Here is an 18,886-nt window from a genome sequence, read left to right as displayed (position 1 = left end):
CACGGGGCTCGGATTGGCGACGGTAACGGTCACCGCAGCGCTTGTGCCCGTGTTGCCTGCCGCATCGGTGGCTTTCACGGTGAGCGTGTGCGTGCCGTTGGGTACCAGCGCCGTGTTCCAGACCAGTGAGTACACGGGCGGCGCGAAGATGCCGATCAAGGCCCCGTCCACGGAGTATTTGATCAGGGTCACGCCGACGTTATCGGTCGCCGACGCCCTGATGGTGACATTGCCCGAGACGGTGCCCCCGGTGGGTGCCGTGATGCTTACCGTCGGGGGTGTGATATTGCTCGGCGAGCCGGAACACGCCGTGTTGGAGTAATCGGAGTATCCGTTTTGATTGAATGCCCGGACACGATAGCAATAGGTGGTCGTATCGGTCACGGAGGAATCCACGTACGTGGTGACCGCGGCTCCCGTCCTGGCGATTTCTGCGAACGCCGCCGCGCCGCCCGTGCTTCTCTCCACCGAGAACCCGGCTGCATCGGGGGCATTATTGACCCACGTTACGGTGAGCGGGGCGGCGATGGCCTCATCGTGCCAGGCGAGCATCGTCAGGAGCAGCATTGTAGCGACGGCAACGCGATGGGACGGTCTCTTGAACGAGCTCACTGCTAGCCCCCCCTCTAAGCCGTGAGCGAGGTCACAGCCCCGAGGAGGCTCTGTGTTCGCCCGGCAACCCTGCTACCGTATCCCGGGACGCCGGGACTTAGGCCAGTGGTTTTGCGTCCCACCCTTTAGGGGGGGGGTTGCCGTTGTCAGGTTCCCATCCTACACGCTTACACGAGATTCGCGCAAGGTGGCTGCCATCGAGAGCTGAGGCTCAAGCGATAGAGAATGATGGACGTGTCCAGGGCGTCGATCTCATCTCTGGTGACGCTTACTCCCGCCAGAGGTCACCAAGCAGAAGAGAGTTTATCCAGCGAACGCTCTCCATGATGAACTCACGGCTATTGCGACGGTCCCGCCACCAGCCCTCCGGGTGGAACGGATCGTCCGGGGATGCACGCACGATGACCACGGCAGATCGACCGAGGGCGCGGCGAAGAAGGAGAGCCGTGCGTCGCGTGTGTGATCGATAGGTGATGACGATCACTCGGGTGGCGTCATGGGTACGGGCATAGCGGGCGGTGGCCTGAACCGCGACATTCGTGTCAACTTCGGTGACGGGCTCCACGACGATGGCCTCGGAGGCGACACCCAACCGATGCATCACAAGGATCGCGAGCTCATGGCGGGTCGGAACGGGAATGCCGAGCCGGTCGAGCAGTTTCTCATCGGCGGCCGGGGGTGCTTTGAAGAGCAGGATGCGCGGCGCGTAGCCCTTCGCCAAGAGGTCTGCTGCCGCGGCAGCAGCAGGGACTTCGTTATCGAAGACCGCCACGAGATCTGCCGGGGCCGGTGGTGTCTCTTCGACGAGCAGCCCGCCCAGCTTGGTGAGTGCCGGTCCCCGCCATGTCCAGAGTGCTGCCATTCCGAAAAGGAGAAGGAGAAGGAGTAGCGCTATTGCGCCTGCGCGGAGACGAACTGTGCGAGGCCGCGCTGAGACTCGGGGGTAGGCGGGCTCGGCGGGCTCCATGGCGGGGGTATGGTAGCCGAAGGTTTGTAGGCGTGCCAGTTACCCTCCCCTTGATGCCCGGCGATCCACCCATGCCCTGTCACGGCCAACCCATCGGTGGACGTGAGGGCTCAGATAAGTCAGCCAGCCGTCTGGAAACGCATTCGGGAGACTCTTGCCCGTCTTCTCGCTCAGCGTGTCGATCTCGTCACCACCGACGGAAGCAGCAGCGCCGTCTACGCGTCCTTCACGTCTCAGACAGGCCTCGGCCAAGACTAGTGTCGCCAACCTCCACTTACTATGAATGGGCTTGCACAGATGGTGAATCGAATGTCGTCAGGACTCCCGCAGTCTTCCTTAGTTGCGTCGTAGGAGAGGGCCGGACGGGATGTCTCGTCCGGCCCTCCTGCTTTGCGCCGGAGTCGCGCGCCCGTGACAACGATAAATCGCCTTCGGCTACGCGACGACCGCCGACGGCACCTTAGGGCCCGTGTACGAGCCGTTGGCCTAACCAGGCTGACCCGTGCCGGGGCGAGTGTCGTCAACTTTCACTTCCTAGGAAGGGCTTTGCAGAGATGGTGAACCGCATGTAGTGAGGACTCCTGCTATCCGAGCGGTAAACCGTTGGGTTTATGGCTCTTCTGGAAATCGAGTGGGCGATTTTGAGGCATTTTAGAGCGCTGGCAGCATACACGTGAGCACCTTCAACCGCAGATACTCCTCGTCGCGCAGTCCGTACGCGCGGCGCTGGATGACCCGGATCTTGTTGTTCAAGCCCTCGACGAATCCGAGCGAGACCTTGTTCTCGGGCTCGCAATAGGCGGCGATCCCATCCCAATGTCGATCGATCATCTCGGCGAACTTCTCGTACGGCGCGAGTCGCTGCCACTTCAGGCTCGCCCGCCAGTTCTCGAAGAATCTGCGTGCCCAACCCTCGCGCTCGTAGTCCCAGAGCTGCCCGAAGGATTCCTTGAGCAAGTATGCCGTATTCAAGCGCTTGTTGGCCGCCAGCAACGTCTTGAGCGACTTCCTGCCCTCCAGGGTGAGGTTTTCCCGACGCGAGAGCAGTGTGTACTTCTGGCCCTTGATGAAGCGCCGACCGCGCCCCGAGAGCCGCGCGTACTCGGTCTTGCGGACCGTGTCGAGCGCTTCTCCGAGGTGGCGCATGATGTGGAACTTGTCGTACAGGATCGCCGCCTGCGGTGCACGCGCCACCGTCACGGTGTGAAACGGCTTCCACATGTCCATCACCGCCAAGCGAATGCCCCGGGTCTTCTTCTCACCGAGCCAGTCGTAGAACAGCGCCATGCTCGCCTCTTTGCGGTCCGCTCCCCCGAACCAGATCGGGCGCCGTCGAATCAGGTCGCTCACCACGATGCGGTAGGTATGGCCCTTGCGGATCGAGATCTCGTCGATGCCGGTGGCTGTGGGTCCTGGCGCACCCACACGGGCGAGTTGCGCCCGCATGTACTGCATCTCCAGCGTCTTGATCGTCTCCCAGTCGAGGTGCAACTCCTGTGCAATGCTCTTGATCGTTGCCGAGCGGCAGCGCCGGCCCACGTAATAGGCAAAGCGCTTGGTATAGAAGGGATTGTCCGCCAGGAAGTCGAGCCGCTCGCGCTTCACGTGCCCGCAACGCTTGCACGGCACACGACGGACCTCGATCTCCAGAAAGATGCGCCTGTCGCCACACGAGAGATCGCGAACCAGCCGCGTGCGTCGGTCGTACCATCCGCTGTGTCCTCGACCGCAACTGCCGCACGTCGTTTTTTTGAGCGCCGTTTGAGGGTGATGACGCGCGCCTTCGGATCAACGAAGATTCCGCGCACCGTAGAGTGCGGCCAGAAACCAGGCCACGCGTATGCATCCCACAGCCGCCGCTTTCGTTTCGATGAATTGGCCATCCGCACATGATGCCAAATCCGAGCCCCCTGCGACATGCCTGAAAGCCAATATCCATGCGGCTTCCCGCCCGATGTACCCCTTCAATTCACCCACACGACTTCCAGAAGACCCGGGTTTATTAGTGTAGTGAATCTCGGCCTAGGAATTGCTACGCTCGAGGGCCAGCGAATGGCTGGCGCGCGAATGGGCTGGGTTCTCAATGTCGGAGAGTTTTACATGACGGAGGAGCGGATGAACATACTCGCAATTGTCGCAGCGATAGCGTTCATTGGCCTACTCGGGGCCGGAGGCGCTGAAGCTGCATCAGAAACCTGGAACTTCAACGTCCCCACTGGTGGTTGCGATCTTGCTTCGGGGATCGCCGGGCAGTCAAGCACGCACTGGCACCCAGGCCTGCACCTCAGGGGGCTGCGGAGGCCCGGCGGCGGTGAGGCGCGCCTTCAGGCGCCCTCCGGCCGCGCTCGAACCCCGGGGAGCAAGAAAGACTGGGCTTCGCCCTCGTCCAGCCCACCAGAGACCGCGCCCCGACGCTTCCTCCAGCTGAGGCCGGCCATCCCCACCAGTTCCACGCCCAGCAGCACGAGGCCGGAGAGCAAGCGCCCCCGTCCAGGTGAGCGTGGCCCCGCAGCCCTGCGTCCGGGGCAACCCCACCGTGACGGTCTCGCCCTCTCAGAGCCCGTGGGTGCCGCCGGGAACCAGGGTGAGCTACACGGTGAGCGTCACCAATCCCGACAGCAGTGGCTGCTCCGGCCTCGAGCTTCGCGCTCGGGGTTGGCGTGCCAGCGGGCTGGCCGGCCCTGCTCGGGGCCCCCAGCCCTGACCCTGAGCCCCGGCGCCTTGGCCTCGGCGGGTCTGCACGGTCACCTCGCCCGGGAACGCCCCCGACGGCTTCTACAATCTGGTCGAGGCCGCGACCAACAGGGCGGCCCCGACCTACGCGGGCTCGACCCACTCGACCCACGTGGTCGTCTCCTCGCTCAGCGTCTCGGTCGTCAACTTTCACTTGCTATGAAAGCGCTTGCATACATGATGACCTGATGTGATGAGGACTCTTGTGGGCCTTGTTGTAACACGGTGTTTTTGTTAGCACTGATCGCTGGCTCGAGACTTGCGTGCTCTGCCATCGGGATGGCCGCATTGAGGCATGGGTAGCGTATGCGGCAACCTCTTAAGATCAAACCTACAACCGGAGGATTGAGAATGGCGCGATCAGGCAGAAGGGGCTCTCTCGTAGCGGTCGTGACTGCACTCGCCCTGCTGGTTACTCCTTTACCGGCTCTGGCTACCTTCGCCATTAACATCGTGGGTCCGGCGCCCTACGGTGGGGGCGGGATAACGGTTGTTGACAACGCAGCAGGGGATACGAATCCCGCCGTTGGCGTAATGTCACTCACAGCCGGTTTGGGAGGACTTCCGGTTATCCCCGGCTTTTCGGTCAGTATTGATATTGGGATAAGCAACAGTCCCGGTGGTCCCTTGTCTTCCTTGGTGGATTTGGCCTGGATCCTGAGCTCTTTGGGTGACGTAGGCGGCACGATCACGGTCACCGCTAGCGCCGATGGCTTCACGTTCCCGGCAAGCGGTGTGCCTTCGATCCTGACCAGCGCTGTCGGCGGCACCTTGACTCCCGTCGCTGCTGGCAATTCCGTTACTGCACAGCAATGGGTCGATCTGAGCAACCTTCTCTTTGGATTGGGCACTGTCACACCTGGCGTCCAGGGCCCGTTCACCACCGCCTCGTTCAACAACACTGCATCTGCGGCCTTTACTTCGGTTACCCCCTATGCGATCACCGACCGACTCATCTTGACCCTGGGGGCGGACGCCTTAACGACCGGCGACCTGCAGAGCGTCGTGACGCCCGAGCCCGCCACAATGTTCTTGGCTGGGCTGGGCCTACTCGGGCTCGGTTATGCAGCCCGGAGGCGTCTGTTCGGCCAATTGAGCTAAGCCAATAAGCGAGCCAGGTGCCCTAGTAGTTGTGTCCTAGGGGGGAGGGCCGGACGGGAGTCACGTCCGGCCCTCCTGCTTTGTTCAGGAGTCGCGAGTCCATGAAGGAGATTTCCGACCGCCTGTTCAGGTATATTCAGGCCATGTACCGGGTTCTGGCCGAATACCTGCCCGACTGAGACGGGAGAGCCAGCCGATGTCTCGCAGGACCCGCAGGTGGACCATTCTCCTGGTCGTCGGACTGCTGGTCGTGGCCGGCTGCTCTCGGTCCCCGGAGGCTCAGAAGACTCGCCATCTGGAGCGCGGCGACAAGTACGCCGCGCGAGAGCAGTACCGGGAGGCGATCCTCGAGTACCGGAACGTGCTCCGGTTCGACCCCGCCAATGAGCGCGCCATTAGGCAACTTGGCGTCTCGCACTACCAGCTTGGGGAGCTGGCGCAGGCGTTTCGTTATCTCCTGAAAGCCGAGGAGCTGGCCCCCGATGCCCCCGACGTCCGGCTCAAGCTCGGGACGATCTATTTCCGCGCGGGCGAGACGGACGAGGCCAGGCGGGAGGTCACCTTTGTCCTCGAGAAAGAGCCCAAGAACCTCGACGGGCTCGTGCTGCTGGCCAGCATGGCCGCCACGCCCGAGGAGGTAGACGCCGCGATCCGACGGCTCGAGACGGCCCAAGCCGATCTGGGGGATCGGGCGAAGCTGCATCTGGCGCTCGGCGTCCTCTACCTTCGGAAGCAGGACGCGGTGAGCGCGGAGCGTGCCTTCCAGGAGGCCGTGGCCCGCGATCCCAAGTTCGCCGAGGCCCATCTGGCGCTGGGCGAACTCTACCTCGGCAAGCGGGATGCCACTCAGGCTGAGCGAGAGTTCAAGGCGGCGGCTGACATCGCGCCGGTCGGCTCGGTGGCGCGGATGCGGCTCGCCGACTTCTACCTCCTCGCGCAAAAGCCTGATGATACCAAGCGCATCCTGTCGGAGATCACCCAGAAGGCCCCGGCGTATCTCCCCGCGTGGCGGCGGCTGGCCGAGATCTTGTTCCAGGAGCGCAAGTACGACGAGAGCCTCAGGGCCTTGCAGGCTCTGCTCAAGAAGAACCCATCAGACCTAGAGGGTCATCTCCTGCTAGGGCGCGTGCGCCTGACCAAGCGCGAGAACACCGAGGCGATCCAGGAATTCCAACAGGTGCTGAAGCTCGACCCGAGGAACGCCATGGCGCGCTACCAGCTCGGGCTGGCCCAGGTCCAGGCCGGGAATCTTCAGCAGGCCAAGGCCGAACTGAAGGACGCGATATCGGCCGCCCCCAACTTCACCGAGGCCGTGCTTCTGCTGGCCGAGCTGAACATCCAAGCGGGCGCGTTTCAACCCGCCATCGAGGACCTGGAGAGCTTCCTGGCCCGGCAGCCGAGAGTGTTCCCGGCCCACCGCCTCCTCGGCCTGGCCTATCTAGCCAAGCGTGAGCCGGCCCGGGCGACCGAGGCGTTCCGCAAGCTCCAGGTCCTCGGCCCAAAGGACCCCCGGGGGTTCTATCTGGTGGGTGTCGGACTCAGGGCGCAGGGAAAGAGCGCGGAGGCGAAGAAAGAATTCGAAGCCGCCCTCGCCTTGGCTCCCGGCTATGTCGAGCCGGCTGCCCAGCTTGCCAGCATGGCCCTCGCCGCAAAGCAGCCCGACACCGCCCTCAGCCGCGTCACGAAGCAGATCGCCCTGGTGCCCACGTCCGGAGGGCTCCAGCACCTGCTCGGCATTGTGCACCTCGCTCGGCGCGAGCCTAGGCTCGCCGAAGGCGCGTTTCTGAAGGCTATCGAGCTCGAGCCGACGCGGATCGACGCCTATGTGCGGCTTGGCGACCTCTACCAGGCCTCTGGCCGTTACGATGAGGCGCTAGCCAAGATGAACGAAGCGCTCAAGACGAACCCCAGCGCGCTCCCCCCGCAGATGCTCATGGGCATTCTCTACGAGCGCAAGGGAGAGGTCGCGAAGGCCCAGCAAGTATATGAAAAGGTCCTCACGCTCAATCCCCGCTCCGCGCTCGCGGCGAACAACCTGGCCTGGCTTTACTCCGAACACGGCGGCGACAAGGAAAAGGCGCTCCAACTGGCTCAAACGGCCAAGGAAATGGCTCCCGAAGACCCGAATGTCTCGGACACCCTGGGATGGATCCTCTACAAGCGCGGCGTATACCAGCGAGCGGTTGCCTTGTTGAAAGAGAGCGCGAGCAAGCTTCCGGACCAGCCGGTTGTCCAGTACCATCTCGGGTTAGCGTCCCTGAAGGTCGGAGACAAGGATGGCGCCCGCACGGCCTTGACCGCGGCCGTGAACTCGCCGGCGAGCTTCGCCGGGAAGGACGAGGCGAAAAAGGCCTTGGCGGAGCTCAAATAGTGACGTCACGGTTGCTAAAATGCCGACGCTGACGAAAAACCTTCCAGCGCTCGAGCAGGAGCAGCGCGAACGAGCTCATGGTCGGCTCCGGGCCGGCGTGCTCGCGGGGGCGGTCGTCGCAATCCTGATCGGGCTCTACGCGCGCGTTCTTCCCGTCTGGCTGGCAGATCTCTGGGACGATCCCACCTACAGCCACGTGTACATCGTTCCGATCATCAGCGGCTTCGTCATGTGGCAGCGCCGGCGGCACCTGGCAACACTCCCGATCCGGGGCAGTTGGCGCGGGGTGCCGCTCATCCTGGCAGGCGTGGCCGCGCTCATCGTGGGCGACATCGGCGCCGAGACCTTCCTGATGCGAAGCTCGCTCATCGTTATTCTTGCCGGGCTGGTCCTGTTTCACTTCGGCTGGGCGATGCTCCGGGCGCTCGCGTTCCCGCTGGGCTTCTTCCTGTTCCTGGTGCCCATGCCGGCGATCTTCTTCTACGCCATGACGGCGCGGCTCCAGAACCTGGCCGCCGAGAACGGAGCCTGGGCCTTGGATCTCCTCGGCGTGCCGGTCCTCCTCGACGGGAACGTTATCCACCTGAGCAACCTCACGCTCGGTGTCACGGAGGCCTGCAGCGGCATCCGATCGCTGATCACCCTGGTGGCTCTCGGCGTTGCCTGGGCGCACCTCATGCTGCCGAGGTTCTGGATGCAGGTCGTGCTCGTGATCTCGGTCCTGCCCATCACGATCGTGACCAACGCCGGCCGCATCGTGATGACCGGTCTCGTCGGCCGGTCGTTCGGTGTCGAGTATGCCGAGGGATTCTTCCACTTCTTCTCCGGCTGGCTGGTCTTTATCGTCGCCATCCTCTGTCTGCTCGCGGTCCACGGCGTTCTCCGAGCAGTGAGCCCGCGCCGGGTCTGGGACACCGCATGAGGCAGGCGGCTCGAGTGTCGGTGTCGCTGGCGATCCTCCTCGGCGCGCTGCTGGTCCTGCAGCTGCGGTCCACAGGGGAGGCCGTGCCGATCCGGAAGCCGCTCGACTCCTTTCCGGCGACGCTGGGGGAGTGGCAGGCGCGCAGGGGGACGATCTTCAGTGTGGGTATCCTGGACAAGCTGAAGCTCACGGACTACGTGATGCGCGACTACGGCGATGAACGCGGTCGAAGTTTGAACCTCTACATCGGCTACTGGGACACGCAGCGGAAGGGCGCGGTGATTCACTCGCCGAAGAACTGCCTCCCCGGGGCCGGGTGGGAGCCAGTCGAGTCCTCGTTCGTCACGATCCCTCTCCCTCCTCCCCATCCGCCCATCATCGTGAACCGGTACCTGATCCAGAAGGATCGGGACCAACAGGTCGTCCTGTACTGGTATCAGTCCCAGGGGCAGGTGATCGCGGGGGAGGTGCCCGCGCGGATCGCGATGGTCAAGAGCGCCCTCGTCCGCAACCGCACCGACGGAGCGATCGTGAGGGTCATGAGCCCAGTCTACGGAAGCGCCCGGGAGACCTCCGAGCGCCTCGTCGCGTACGTTCAGGCGATGTATCCGGTCCTGGGCGACTACCTGCCCGACTGAGTTTGTCAGGTGTGCCCGGTGTCTCGAAGATCACGCAAGGTCTAGCGCCCTCGTCCTGGGGCGGCCCATAATCTCGAGGGGGTGACGTACCGTTCGCGGGCCGGAGACAGGGAACTGAATATTTTATGCAATATTTTGCTTATATCTCAGCAGCTATGTCCACGAAAACCTTCAAGAAACCAGCGGTTACCTCGCCGACATTTTCGGCATTCTTCCTGCTTCCCAAAGCCTCAGAAGGAATGTCTGCGAGACCGAGCTAGAGGCGGCGGGACGGCTCGACTCAACTCAACGGGAGGATGCCGGAGATGCTCAGAAGCCTAGGTGGGGTGGTGGCGATCCTCGTCGGATTCGTCGCTGCGCCCTTGGTGGCGCAGGCGGCCCCGATCACTGATCTCGGCGTCGTGTACGACGCGACCTATGCGTTAGTCGGCACGGGGGTCGGGAATGAGACTTATCAGGTTACGGTCACCGCGGAGACCTCGGGGTCCACGCTGCCGGGGGACTTTCTAACGTCACTGGCGATAAAGATCGCGGCGCCGCCCAACATTATCAGCTTCTCGCTCGTGAGCGGCCCAGCGGGGGGCACGCTGCTGGCCGGCGGCGTCAACGCCTTCGGGTGCAATCCTGGGTCGGACGGTTTTGTCTGCGACGCGTTCACGCCAATCTCCATGCCGGGCGGCTTGGTGACACTCATTCTGAATGAGACCATTGCAACGGGGACGCTGTTTACGGGCGATCTGGCGGCCTCGATCAAGGCCGAATACTGCGATGTCGGGACGGGCATTGGCACGACCGGCCTTGGCTGCCCGTCAGGCCAAAACGGTGGTATCACGTCGGAGCCTATTACCTTAACGCCCGTGCCCGAGCCCATCACGATGTTCTTGGGCGGCACTGGCCTGCTCCTGTTGGGCTACGCCGCTCGGAAGCGCTTGTTCGGCGGCCAGCGCGCGACGGCGATCTAGGACGTACAGCTAGAACAGCCGGAGGACCCTCAAGGGGCCGGACGAGGAATCGTCCGGCCCTCTGGTTTTCTGGGCGGCTCGCCGACATGACCAAGCAAGAGAACGTTCCTGAACTCGGGGCCCATGACCAGCGCCTGGGTATTGACGCCCTCCCGCTGTTGCTCCTCCGGTCGGGGGTTCGGGGACTGGGCCCGCGAGCGTCCCAGAGTTCTAACGGTGACGGTGTGCCCTCTGGAGCCCTCCTGGCTCAGCCGTCCCTGCCATCAGGAACCGGGGCCGGCTCGTCGAGGGTGGGCGGAGAATCCGGTGCCCCGCCAGGCCGACGAGCCGTGAGCTTCCGCTGCACGCGGGCGAGGATCTCTGGAAGGGCAGGGTGTCCGGCGAACTCGGACCGCAGACGGCTCAGATACGGCGCGGCTAACCGGCGCCGCTCCTCTGCAGGCTCATCGGACGAGGCATAGAAGAGCGCGAGGTCGGCGACGGCCCAGAAGTACATACGATCCGCCCGATAGGCGCGCAGGTAGTAGACTCCTGCGCGCTGACGATCGCCCATGCCGGCGTACGCCTCCCCGCGCAAATAGTCGATCCGGCCGGGCTTGGTGGTCGAGGGCCAGGGCTCCGCTCGCGCGAGCGCTTCGAGCCCAGCCTGATATGCTCGCTGCTCGACGAGGTCGCGGGCCGTCTCGAGCTGGGCCTCGCGCGCGTCCCGCAGCGAATGCGTCACCGCGGCCGCCAGGACGACGGCGACGATGAATGCGCGGCCCAGCCAAACAGGCCACGCATGGCCGTTGCCGGGAATCGGTGGATCCACCGCGCTCTGGCCTGCCCACCGATGGGCCAGGTGGCGCAGGGCGAGAAACGCCACAAGTAGCCCGCCGAACACGGCGGCCTCACGCACGAGGCCGGTCGGGATGAGCCCTAGGTCGACGCCGATGGGCCGATCGGACAGCGGCCACCAGGGAGCGCGGTCGGTGGCCTGCCCCAGGTCGAGGACGTCGTGGACCAGCAGGGAGACCAGGGCGGTGACGAACGCGCGAGCGAAGGACACCCTGGCCAGCCGCATCAGCACCGCCGCGATCGCCGGGGACACCGCTACCGCAAACATGACGGAGTGACCGAGCAGGCGGGCGTCACTCCATCCCGCAATGACGCCGAGCTGAGCGACGATGTCGGGAAGATAGGCCAGGGTGACCACGGCCGGAAGCCAGAGCGCCAATGCGGCCCCAATGACCGGCGGCTCCGGGTGCCCCCGCGCGGAGGGCTTCGTGGACACCCCGATCGCGAGACCGACGAAGGCGTGCCCGAGCACCGGCATCAGACCCACCTCGGCTCAGGGCACGCCAAGACCCTCGGGACTTCATGCGTTCGGCGCAGTATGATGCCCCATGCTACCCCAGTCGCTTCCATATCGGTAATGACCACAGACCCGTTGTTTCTCCTCCTGCTGATCGGCGCGGCGGTCTGGGTTGCCCGCGCGTGGACGCTTGATTATCGCGCCGCGCTCGCCGGCAAGCCGAATGAGAGAGCCCTTCCCGGGGCCACGCCTGCCTCGGCGCGCGCAGTCGCGATTGCCTCGCTCGGCGCGCTTGTCATTCTTGCTGCGGAAACCGGCGGTGAGCATATGCTCGGTCTCAGCGCGGAGCAGTCGCAGGTGACCGCATTGTTCGGTCTGTATTCTATCCTCGGCGCGCCGGTGATCGAGGAGGTCATCATCCGCGGGTATCTGGTCATCGAACATCGCGGGCGCGCGGCGCTCTGGGGAGGCGTCGTGGGCGCGTCGGTGCTCTTCGCCCTGCTGCACCCTTTCCTGTGGGACTGGAACGGGAGCAGCCTCACTCTCCATGCCGGCGCCAAGGCCTGGTTCAGCACGACGGCGATCTTGGCGACTTCACTGTGGCTATACACGGTGCGCTTCTTCGGACTGAATCCGCAGCGGTCGTTGCTGCCCTGCTTCGTCGCCCACGCCGCGAAGAATCTGGGCGTCTTTGCGATCAAGTACGTCCAGGGATTCGTGGGAGGCTGGTGGTAACGGCCCCTATCCATGCCATCACTCACCTGGTATCTCCGTCGGCTCCAGACGATGTCGGCCGGCGAGCTCGCGTGGCGAGCGGCCGGCCGGTTGCGCGACGGCGAGCTGTGGGGGCGCCTGGCCCTGAGGCTGGAGCCGAGGCCCCGAGCCTCTGACCCTGCGGACGCGGGTGCGTGCGCCGATCCCGGGTTCCGGGTGTGCGATCTCCGTGTCGGCGAGTGGGCGGTGCCGGAGCGTAGTGACGAGCGCCAGTGGCGCGACCGCCTGGTCGCCCACGCCGAGCAAGTTGCCCGCCACCGGCTCAGCTTTTTCGATCTGGTCGACCGCGACCTCGGCGATCCCATCGACTGGAACCGCGATCACGGGAGCGGACGGAAGGCGCCGCTCCGGTTCGCGCCGCTGGTCGATTACCGGGACTACCGCGTCACTGGAGACGCCAAGGTGGTCTGGGAGCCGAACCGCCACCATCATCTGGTGGTGCTCGGGCGCGCCTACCGCGCGACCGGCGATGGCCGCTATGCCTCGGCGGTGGTCGAGCAGCTCGAGTCGTGGCTCGCGCAGTGCCCGTTCGGGCGAGGGATGAACTGGCGCAGCCCGCTGGAGCTGGCGATCCGACTCATCAACTGGGTCTGGGCCATCGACCTCATCCGCGAGTCGGGGCTGGTGACGGGCAAGTTCCAGAGCCGCCTGCGACATGCGGCCTATCTGCACCTGTGGGAGATCACGCGGAAGTACTCGCGCGGCTCGTCCGCCAACAACCACAGGATCGGCGAGGCCGCCGGGGTGTTCATCGCCTCCAGTTACTTCCGCGAGCTGGACCGCGGCAGGCGCTGGCAGCGCGAGAGCCGACAGATTCTCGAGGCGGAGATCATCACCCAGACGTACCCAGATGGCGGGACCCGCGAGCAGGCGGTGGGGTATCACGTGTTCGTGCTCCAGTTCCTCCTGCTGGCCGCAATCGTCGCCCGCAAGACAGGGGAGGACTTCCCCGAGGCGTACTGGTCGCGCCTCGAGCGGATGCTGGAGTTCCTGGGAATCTTGAGCGAAGGCGGGACCGCACTGCCGATGATCGGCGACAGCGACGACGGCTACGTGCTGGATCTGGGCGACAGCCGTGAGATTGGCGCTCTGTTCTGCATCGGCGCCGGGCTGTTCCCGCGGGCCGATTTCAAGACGTGGGCGGGCGGGTATGCCGAAGCTGCGCGCTGGCTGCTGGGCCATTCGAGCCGAGCAGAGTTCGAAGCAGTGGCGTCGACACCGCCCGCGGGGCTTCTCGTCTCCCGCGCGTTACCCGAGTCCGGCTACTACCTGCTGCAGTGTGGGCACAAAGGACGAAACGATCGCGTCAGCGTGGTCTTCGACTGCGGCGAGCTGGGATTCAAATCGATCGCCGCCCACGGTCACGCAGATGCCCTGAGTTTCACGCTGCGGGCCTTCGGCTCCGATGTCTTCGTGGACCCGGGCACATACGACTACTTCAGTTACCCCGCTTGGCGAGCGTACTTCCGGAGCACGAGTGCGCACAACACGCTCGTGGTGGACGGCCTCGATCAGTCGGTGATGCTCGGCCCGTTCCTGTGGGGCCCACGAGCGCAGGCCCGATGCCTTGCCTGGGAACCAGGGATACAGGGAGGCAAGGTGACCGGGGAGCACGACGGGTACACACGCACGGCGGACCCGGTCCTGCACCGCCGCACGCTTGAATTGGACGCCGGGTCGCAGATCCTCACCATATATGACGACATCGTGGCGAAGGGAACCCACGAGATCGCGGTGTACTTCCATCTCGCCGAGAAGGCCGACATGTCCACAGAGCAGCCGAACCGGTACCGAATCGCCGTCGCGGGCGGAACGGTGGTGCTGGAGGTGGACGCGCACCTGGCCGTGGAGGTCTTGAGGGGGAGTGAAGAGCCCATCGGGGGCTGGGTCAGCCGTGGCTATCACCGCAAGGTCCGGAGCACCACACTCATAGCCCGGGGGCATTGCCACGGGAACAGTTCATTCGTGAGCCGGGTCGACATCGAGATCTCGCCGCTCACCGCCTGAGCCATCGTTCCGCCTCCCGCGCGTAGGGCGACCCGGGGTCATGGCTCAGAAGGGCCCTGAAGGCCTCCACGGCCTGGTCGGAATCATGGCGCGCGGCGTGGACGACGCCCAGGATGTAGAGCGCTCGGGGCTCGTCGGCCTTGATCGCCACGGCCCGCCGGGCGAGGGTCAATGCCTCGTCCAGGCGCTGAAAGCGTCGCATCTCCTCCGCTTGCTCGGCATAGGCGAGCGCCAGCGCCCGTTCCGCCTCCGGAGCGGACGTTCGCGCGACCACCTCCTCGAGGAAGACGGCGCGGCGCTGTAGGAAGAGAAGAACGCCCGGGGTGGGAGATGGCCGGGGCGTCGATAGCGGCCCGAAAGGGGCAACCAGGGGGTCTCCGACCACCACCGCCTGCCACGACAGGTTGGGCAGCGACATGTAGAAACTCTCGGCCAGCGTGAAGCCTGCGCGATAGGCCGGCAAGAAGATCTGCGGCCGGGCGGTGGCTTCGAGGTAGGGTTCGTAGACGTAGCCGACTGCTCCCGTGACGCCCTCGGCGATGAGGTCGCCGACCAACGATTGCCCGGAGCCCGCATAGCCAGACCCGATTGTCCATCCCGGGGGTGGCGCCGTGAAGGTCCGCGCGCTCGTGCTCACGAACCACGACGCGATCGCACCGGGCAGCCAGCGGAAGCCCGGCGACCGCGCCGTATTGGCCGGGTCATTCGATCCCCAACCGGCATAGCCAATGACGTCGGTCTCGCCGGTCACGACGCGGGCTGAACTGTCCAGTACGACCTCGAGCCCGGAGTCATTCAAGCGCCATGCGGCCGCGCGAAGCCAACCATCTCCAAGCGGCGCGCTGCTTGCGGGAATGGCGGCTTGCATATCGAGCACGACCTTGCCGTGCCGTTCGGGCGCGGTCGCACGGTCGATGAGCCGCCGGATGTCCTCCCACGTGTACCCGTCGAGCCGCGTGACGAGATAGATATCGTAATCGGCGCGACTGAACGCCGCCGTCGCGCTCGGGTGAAAGTACGGATTCCGCACCGGGCCCTCCGGCGGCGCCGGCCCCCGGATCAACTCGCGGTAGAGGAGCGCGAGCTCCGAGTCCACCGAGGCTTGCGTTCCTCTCGGGCCGCCGGTCCCCCGGATCTTGAGCGGTACGCCCTTGGTGAGCACGATGACAAGGATCTGATCCGGAAGGCGGTGCTGGAGGAGATGGGTGACGATCGGCTGTGCGACCTCGAGCCGGAACGTCTCACGGTCGATCTCTTCGCGCGGCTCCGTCCGGATGCGCGCCAAGTGGTGTTGTGGGATGCTCCGTGCGCGCTGGTAGTACTCGGCAATCTTCTTGGAGATCTCGGAGCGCTCGTTCGCGACGATCAGAACCTGCTCAGGGGAGAGGCCCCAAGCCGTGACCGGGACGAGCAGGGTCGCACCCAATGCCAACGAGAAAGCCAGGGCATTCATCCGAATATTGCCCGCTGCCCGGGGCCATGTCATGCACCGCCGAGATGTAAGCATCCGCGTCGGGTTAGGACTACGACACGGAAATCCAGGAGCACCAGGATGCGTAGCCCGACGGCCTTGGGCGTGCCGCCCGATCAGACTCACACCGATCCAATAGCGCCCCTCTCCTCCAAGATCGCGATGATCTGATCGGCGGCACTCTCCGGCGTGTTTTCGGTCGTGTCGACGCGGATCTCAGCGTGCTCCGGTGCCTCGTACGGTGAATCGATGCCCGTGAAGTTCTTCAGCTCACCGCGCCGTGCCTTCCGGTAGAGGCCTTTCGGGTCGCGCTCCTCGGCGACGGCAAGCGGCGCGTCGATGAAGATCTCGATGAACTCGCCGTCTTCGACCAGGGCCCGCGCCATCCTCCGCTCTGAGCGGAACGGTGAGATGAAAGACACGAGCACAATGAGGCCGGCATCGACCATGAGCTTTGCCACCTCGGCGACCCGTCGAATGTTTTCGACCCGATCCTCGTCGGTGAAGCCGAGGTCCCGGTTGAGGCCGTGGCGGACGTTGTCGCCATCGAGGAGATACGTGTGGAGGCCGCGTGCATAGAGCTTCTTCTCGACAAGGTTGGCGATCGTCGACTTGCCGGCGCCCGAGAGCCCCGTGAACCAGAGGACGCAGGCCTTCTGGCCCTTCTGGATCGAACGCGCCTGCTTGTGGACGTCCGTCGCCTGCCAGTGGATGTTCTGCGACCGCCGCAGAGCGAAGTGCAGCAGGCCGGCGCCGACCGTATTGTTCGACAGGCGGTCGATCAGGATGAAGCCGCCGGTATCGCGGTTCTCCCGGTAGGGATCAAAGGCAATTGGACGATCCACGGAAACGTTGCACACGCCGATCTCGTTCAACTCCAGTCGCTTCGCGGCGAGATGTTCCAGGGTGTTGACGTTCACTCGGTACTTCGGATGAGTGATCGTCCCGGTGACTGTCTTCGCGCCGATCTTCAACCAGTAAGGTCGGCCGGGGAGCATCGGTTGCTCGCTCATCCACACGATCGTCGCCTCGAACTGGTCGGCCACCCCGGCGGGAGCATCCGCGGAGGAAATGACGTCGCCGCGGCTGGCGTCGATCTCGTCGGCCAGCGTGATCGTGATCGACTGTCCCGGCACGGCCTGCCTGAGATCGCCCTCATACGCGATGAGCCGCGCCACGCTGCTTTCCCGCCCCGAGGGCTGCACGCGGATGCGGTCACCCGTCTGGATGGTGCCGCTCGTGACGATGCCGGCGAAACCCCGGAAATCGGCATGGGGCCGGTTCACCCATTGGACGGGCATGCGGAAGGGCGCCCGCTCCAGCCGGGCGTGATCGACCTCGACTGTCTCGAGATAGCCCATCACGGTCGGCCCCTGGTACCAGCGCGTCTTGTCGCTGAGCGTGAGGATGTTGTCGCCCTTGAGCGCCGAGACCGGGATGCAGCAGATGTCGCCGAGGCCAATCTGTTTGGCGAAGGCGCGGTACTCGTCCTCGATGGCCGCGAACGTCGTGCGAGCGTACTCGACGAGATCCATCTTGTTGACGGCGAGCACGACGTGACGGATCCCGAGCAACGACACCAGGTAACTGTGCCGGCGCGTTTGCGTCACGACACCTTTGCGGGCGTCGACGAGAAGGATCGCGGCGTCTGCCGTGGAGGCGCCAGTGACCATGTTGCGGGTGTATTGCTCGTGACCGGGCGTGTCGGCGACGATGAACTTGCGCTTGTCAGTGGAAAAGAAGCGGTAGGCGACGTCGATGGTGATCCCTTGCTCGCGCTCGGCGGTCAGCCCATCCAGCAGAAGCGCGAAGTCGAGCTCGCTGCCCTGCGTACCGAACTTCTTCGAGTCGGCCTCGAGGGCCGCCAGCTGGTCTTCGAACAGCATGTTGGCTTCGTAGAGCAGGCGGCCAATCAGCGTGCTCTTGCCGTCATCGACGCTGCCACAGGTGATGAAGCGGAGCAGACCCTTGTATTGCTGGGCCTCCAGGTAGCGCTCGATGTCTGTGCCAGCGAGCTCGGGGGCGTGTGGCGACCGGCGGACGGCTCGGCCCATTAGAAGTATCCTTCCTGCTTCTTCTTCTCCATCGAGGCCGTCGCGTCGTGATCGATGACCCGCCCCTGCCGCTCGGACGTCCTGGCCAGGAGCATCTCGTGGATGATCGCGGTGACCGTGTCGGCCGTCGACTCGATGGCGCCCGTCAGCGGATAGCAGCCGAGTGTGCGGAATCGTACCGTGCGCATGACTGGCCCTTCGCCCTCACCGAGCGGCATGCGATCGTCGTCCACCAGGATGAGGGCCCCGTTGCGCTCGACCACGGGACGTTCCTTCGCGAAATACAATGGCACGACGGGAATGCTCTCACGGTGGATGTACTGCCACACGTCGAGCTCGGTCCAGTTGGACAGCGGAAAGACCCGGATGCTCTCGCGCTGGTGCTTGCGGCAATTGTACACGCGCCACAGCTCGGGGCGCTGGTTCTTGGGGTCCCAGTGATGCTGGGTCGAGCGGAAGGAGAAGATCCGCTCCTTGGCCCGGGACTTTTCCTCGTCGCGGCGGGCGCCGCCGAATGCTGCGTCGAAGCCGTATGTGTCGAGCGCCTGCTTCAACGCCTGCGTCTTCATGATGTCGGTGTGGACGGTCGAGCCGTGGACGAAGGGATTGATGTGCATCTTCAATCCCTCAGGGTTGACGTGCACGATGAGATCGATCCCGAGCTCTTTCACCATACGGTCGCGGAACGTGTACATGTCCCGGAACTTCCAGGTTGTGTCGACGTGGAGCAGCGGGAACGGAGGCTTGGCGGGATGGAACGCTTTCATGGCGAGACGGAGCATCACCGAGCTATCCTTGCCGATGGAGTAGAGCATCACCGGCTTGTCGGCCTCGGCGACCACCTCCCGCATGATGTGAATGCTCTCGGCCTCGAGCTGCTGAAGGTGCGTCAGCGTCATGCCAGGACCTCATCATCCCTGTCAGATCACGCAGTAAAAGTCCCTGAGCCGACCCCTGAAGATCCTAGCCTGATGTTCCAC

At 64.7% G+C, this 18,886-nt stretch carries 13 protein-coding genes, 1 pseudogene and 1 riboswitch; of the genes and pseudogenes, 7 read left to right on the top strand and 7 right to left on the bottom strand.

The window, feature by feature from the left end; all coding sequences use genetic code 11:
- The 3 genes and pseudogenes from Q7W02_24535 to Q7W02_24525 all read right to left on the bottom strand — a co-directional run.
- A partial coding sequence (locus Q7W02_24535) for an Ig-like domain-containing protein (GenBank protein MDO8479298.1) occupies positions 1–567 on the bottom strand: 567 nt, incomplete at its 3' end.
- A gap of 104 nt (positions 568–671) precedes the next feature.
- Positions 672–764: riboswitch (cyclic di-GMP riboswitch) on the bottom strand.
- Between the two features lie 116 nt (positions 765–880).
- Positions 881–1,384: a hypothetical protein gene (locus tag Q7W02_24530; protein MDO8479297.1), complete on the bottom strand. Its 504-nt coding sequence runs from the start codon at positions 1,382–1,384 to the stop codon at positions 881–883.
- Positions 1,385–2,230: 846 nt separating this feature from the next.
- Positions 2,231–3,319, bottom strand: a pseudogene (locus Q7W02_24525) (ISL3 family transposase).
- A gap of 1,383 nt (positions 3,320–4,702) precedes the next feature.
- Here Q7W02_24525 and Q7W02_24520 point away from each other — a divergent pair.
- From Q7W02_24520 to Q7W02_24500, 5 genes are all read left to right on the top strand, one after another.
- Positions 4,703–5,413 carry a PEP-CTERM sorting domain-containing protein gene (locus Q7W02_24520; GenBank protein ID MDO8479296.1) on the top strand — a complete coding sequence of 237 codons (711 nt, stop codon included), beginning with the start codon at positions 4,703–4,705 and terminating at the stop codon, positions 5,411–5,413.
- Positions 5,414–5,609: 196 nt separating this feature from the next.
- Positions 5,610–7,784 (top strand): tetratricopeptide repeat protein, encoded by a 2,175-nt coding sequence (locus Q7W02_24515; protein ID MDO8479295.1) that lies wholly within the window; start codon positions 5,610–5,612, stop codon positions 7,782–7,784.
- A gap of 19 nt (positions 7,785–7,803) precedes the next feature.
- A complete protein-coding gene (gene xrt / locus Q7W02_24510) occupies positions 7,804–8,706 on the top strand; it encodes an exosortase (GenBank protein MDO8479294.1) in 903 nt (300 codons plus the stop codon).
- Positions 8,703–9,344, top strand: a complete 642-nt coding sequence (locus Q7W02_24505; GenBank protein MDO8479293.1) for an EpsI family protein — start codon at positions 8,703–8,705, stop codon at positions 9,342–9,344. The genes xrt and Q7W02_24505 overlap by 4 nt, the downstream gene beginning before the upstream one ends.
- Before the next feature lie 329 nt (positions 9,345–9,673).
- Positions 9,674–10,306, top strand: a complete 633-nt coding sequence (locus Q7W02_24500; protein MDO8479292.1) for a PEP-CTERM sorting domain-containing protein — start codon at positions 9,674–9,676, stop codon at positions 10,304–10,306.
- 247 nt (positions 10,307–10,553) lie between these two features.
- Here Q7W02_24500 and Q7W02_24495 read toward each other — a convergent pair whose 3' ends face one another.
- A complete protein-coding gene (locus Q7W02_24495; protein MDO8479291.1) occupies positions 10,554–11,621 on the bottom strand; it encodes a hypothetical protein in 1,068 nt (355 codons plus the stop codon).
- 99 nt (positions 11,622–11,720) lie between these two features.
- On the opposite strand from Q7W02_24495, the gene Q7W02_24490 reads away from it, so the two are divergent.
- Both Q7W02_24490 and Q7W02_24485 read left to right on the top strand, forming a co-directional pair.
- On the top strand, positions 11,721–12,335 hold the full coding sequence (locus Q7W02_24490; protein ID MDO8479290.1) for a CPBP family intramembrane metalloprotease: 615 nt from the start codon (positions 11,721–11,723) through the stop codon (positions 12,333–12,335).
- A gap of 12 nt (positions 12,336–12,347) precedes the next feature.
- Positions 12,348–14,381: an alginate lyase family protein gene (locus Q7W02_24485; GenBank protein MDO8479289.1), complete on the top strand. Its 2,034-nt coding sequence runs from the start codon at positions 12,348–12,350 to the stop codon at positions 14,379–14,381.
- On the opposite strand, the gene Q7W02_24480 is transcribed toward Q7W02_24485, so the two are convergent.
- From Q7W02_24480 to cysD, 3 genes are all read right to left on the bottom strand, one after another.
- Positions 14,371–15,834, bottom strand: coding sequence for a TIGR03790 family protein (locus Q7W02_24480; GenBank protein ID MDO8479288.1), 1,464 nt, complete (start codon positions 15,832–15,834; stop codon positions 14,371–14,373). The two genes, Q7W02_24485 and Q7W02_24480, sit on opposite strands and share 11 nt — an antisense overlap.
- 140 nt (positions 15,835–15,974) lie before the next feature.
- Complete coding sequence (gene cysN / locus Q7W02_24475) at positions 15,975–17,906, bottom strand: sulfate adenylyltransferase subunit CysN (GenBank protein MDO8479287.1); 1,932 nt, start codon at positions 17,904–17,906, stop codon at positions 15,975–15,977.
- The gene (gene cysD / locus Q7W02_24470) at positions 17,906–18,805 is read right to left on the bottom strand and encodes a sulfate adenylyltransferase subunit CysD (GenBank protein MDO8479286.1); all 900 of its coding nucleotides are present in this window, start codon (positions 18,803–18,805) and stop codon (positions 17,906–17,908) included. Before cysD ends, cysN begins: the two co-directional genes overlap by 1 nt.
- Positions 18,806–18,886: the final 81 nt, after the last annotated feature.

This window comes from Candidatus Rokuibacteriota bacterium (assembly GCA_030647435.1).
GTDB lineage: Bacteria > Methylomirabilota > Methylomirabilia > Rokubacteriales > CSP1-6 > AR37.
Note: the sequence above shows the minus strand (reverse complement) of the source record. Positions and strands in the feature narration are given on the sequence as shown.

Bases quoted from the DNA above. Each gene is read 5' to 3' on its own strand.
- Q7W02_24515 (MDO8479295.1), top strand. From the start codon at position 5,610: ATGTCTCGCAGGACCCGCAGGTGGACCATTCTCCTGGTCGTCGGACTG.
- xrt (MDO8479294.1), top strand. From the start codon at position 7,804: ATGCCGACGCTGACGAAAAACCTTCCAGCGCTCGAGCAGGAGCAGCGC.
- Q7W02_24505 (MDO8479293.1), top strand. From the start codon at position 8,703: ATGAGGCAGGCGGCTCGAGTGTCGGTGTCGCTGGCGATCCTCCTCGGC.
- Q7W02_24495 (MDO8479291.1), bottom strand. From the start codon at position 11,621: ATGCCGGTGCTCGGGCACGCCTTCGTCGGTCTCGCGATCGGGGTGTCC.
- Q7W02_24490 (MDO8479290.1), top strand. From the start codon at position 11,721: ATGACCACAGACCCGTTGTTTCTCCTCCTGCTGATCGGCGCGGCGGTC.
- Q7W02_24485 (MDO8479289.1), top strand. From the start codon at position 12,348: ATGCCATCACTCACCTGGTATCTCCGTCGGCTCCAGACGATGTCGGCC.
- Q7W02_24480 (MDO8479288.1), bottom strand. From the start codon at position 15,834: ATGAATGCCCTGGCTTTCTCGTTGGCATTGGGTGCGACCCTGCTCGTC.
- cysN (MDO8479287.1), bottom strand. From the start codon at position 17,906: ATGGGCCGAGCCGTCCGCCGGTCGCCACACGCCCCCGAGCTCGCTGGC.
- cysD (MDO8479286.1), bottom strand. From the start codon at position 18,805: ATGACGCTGACGCACCTTCAGCAGCTCGAGGCCGAGAGCATTCACATC.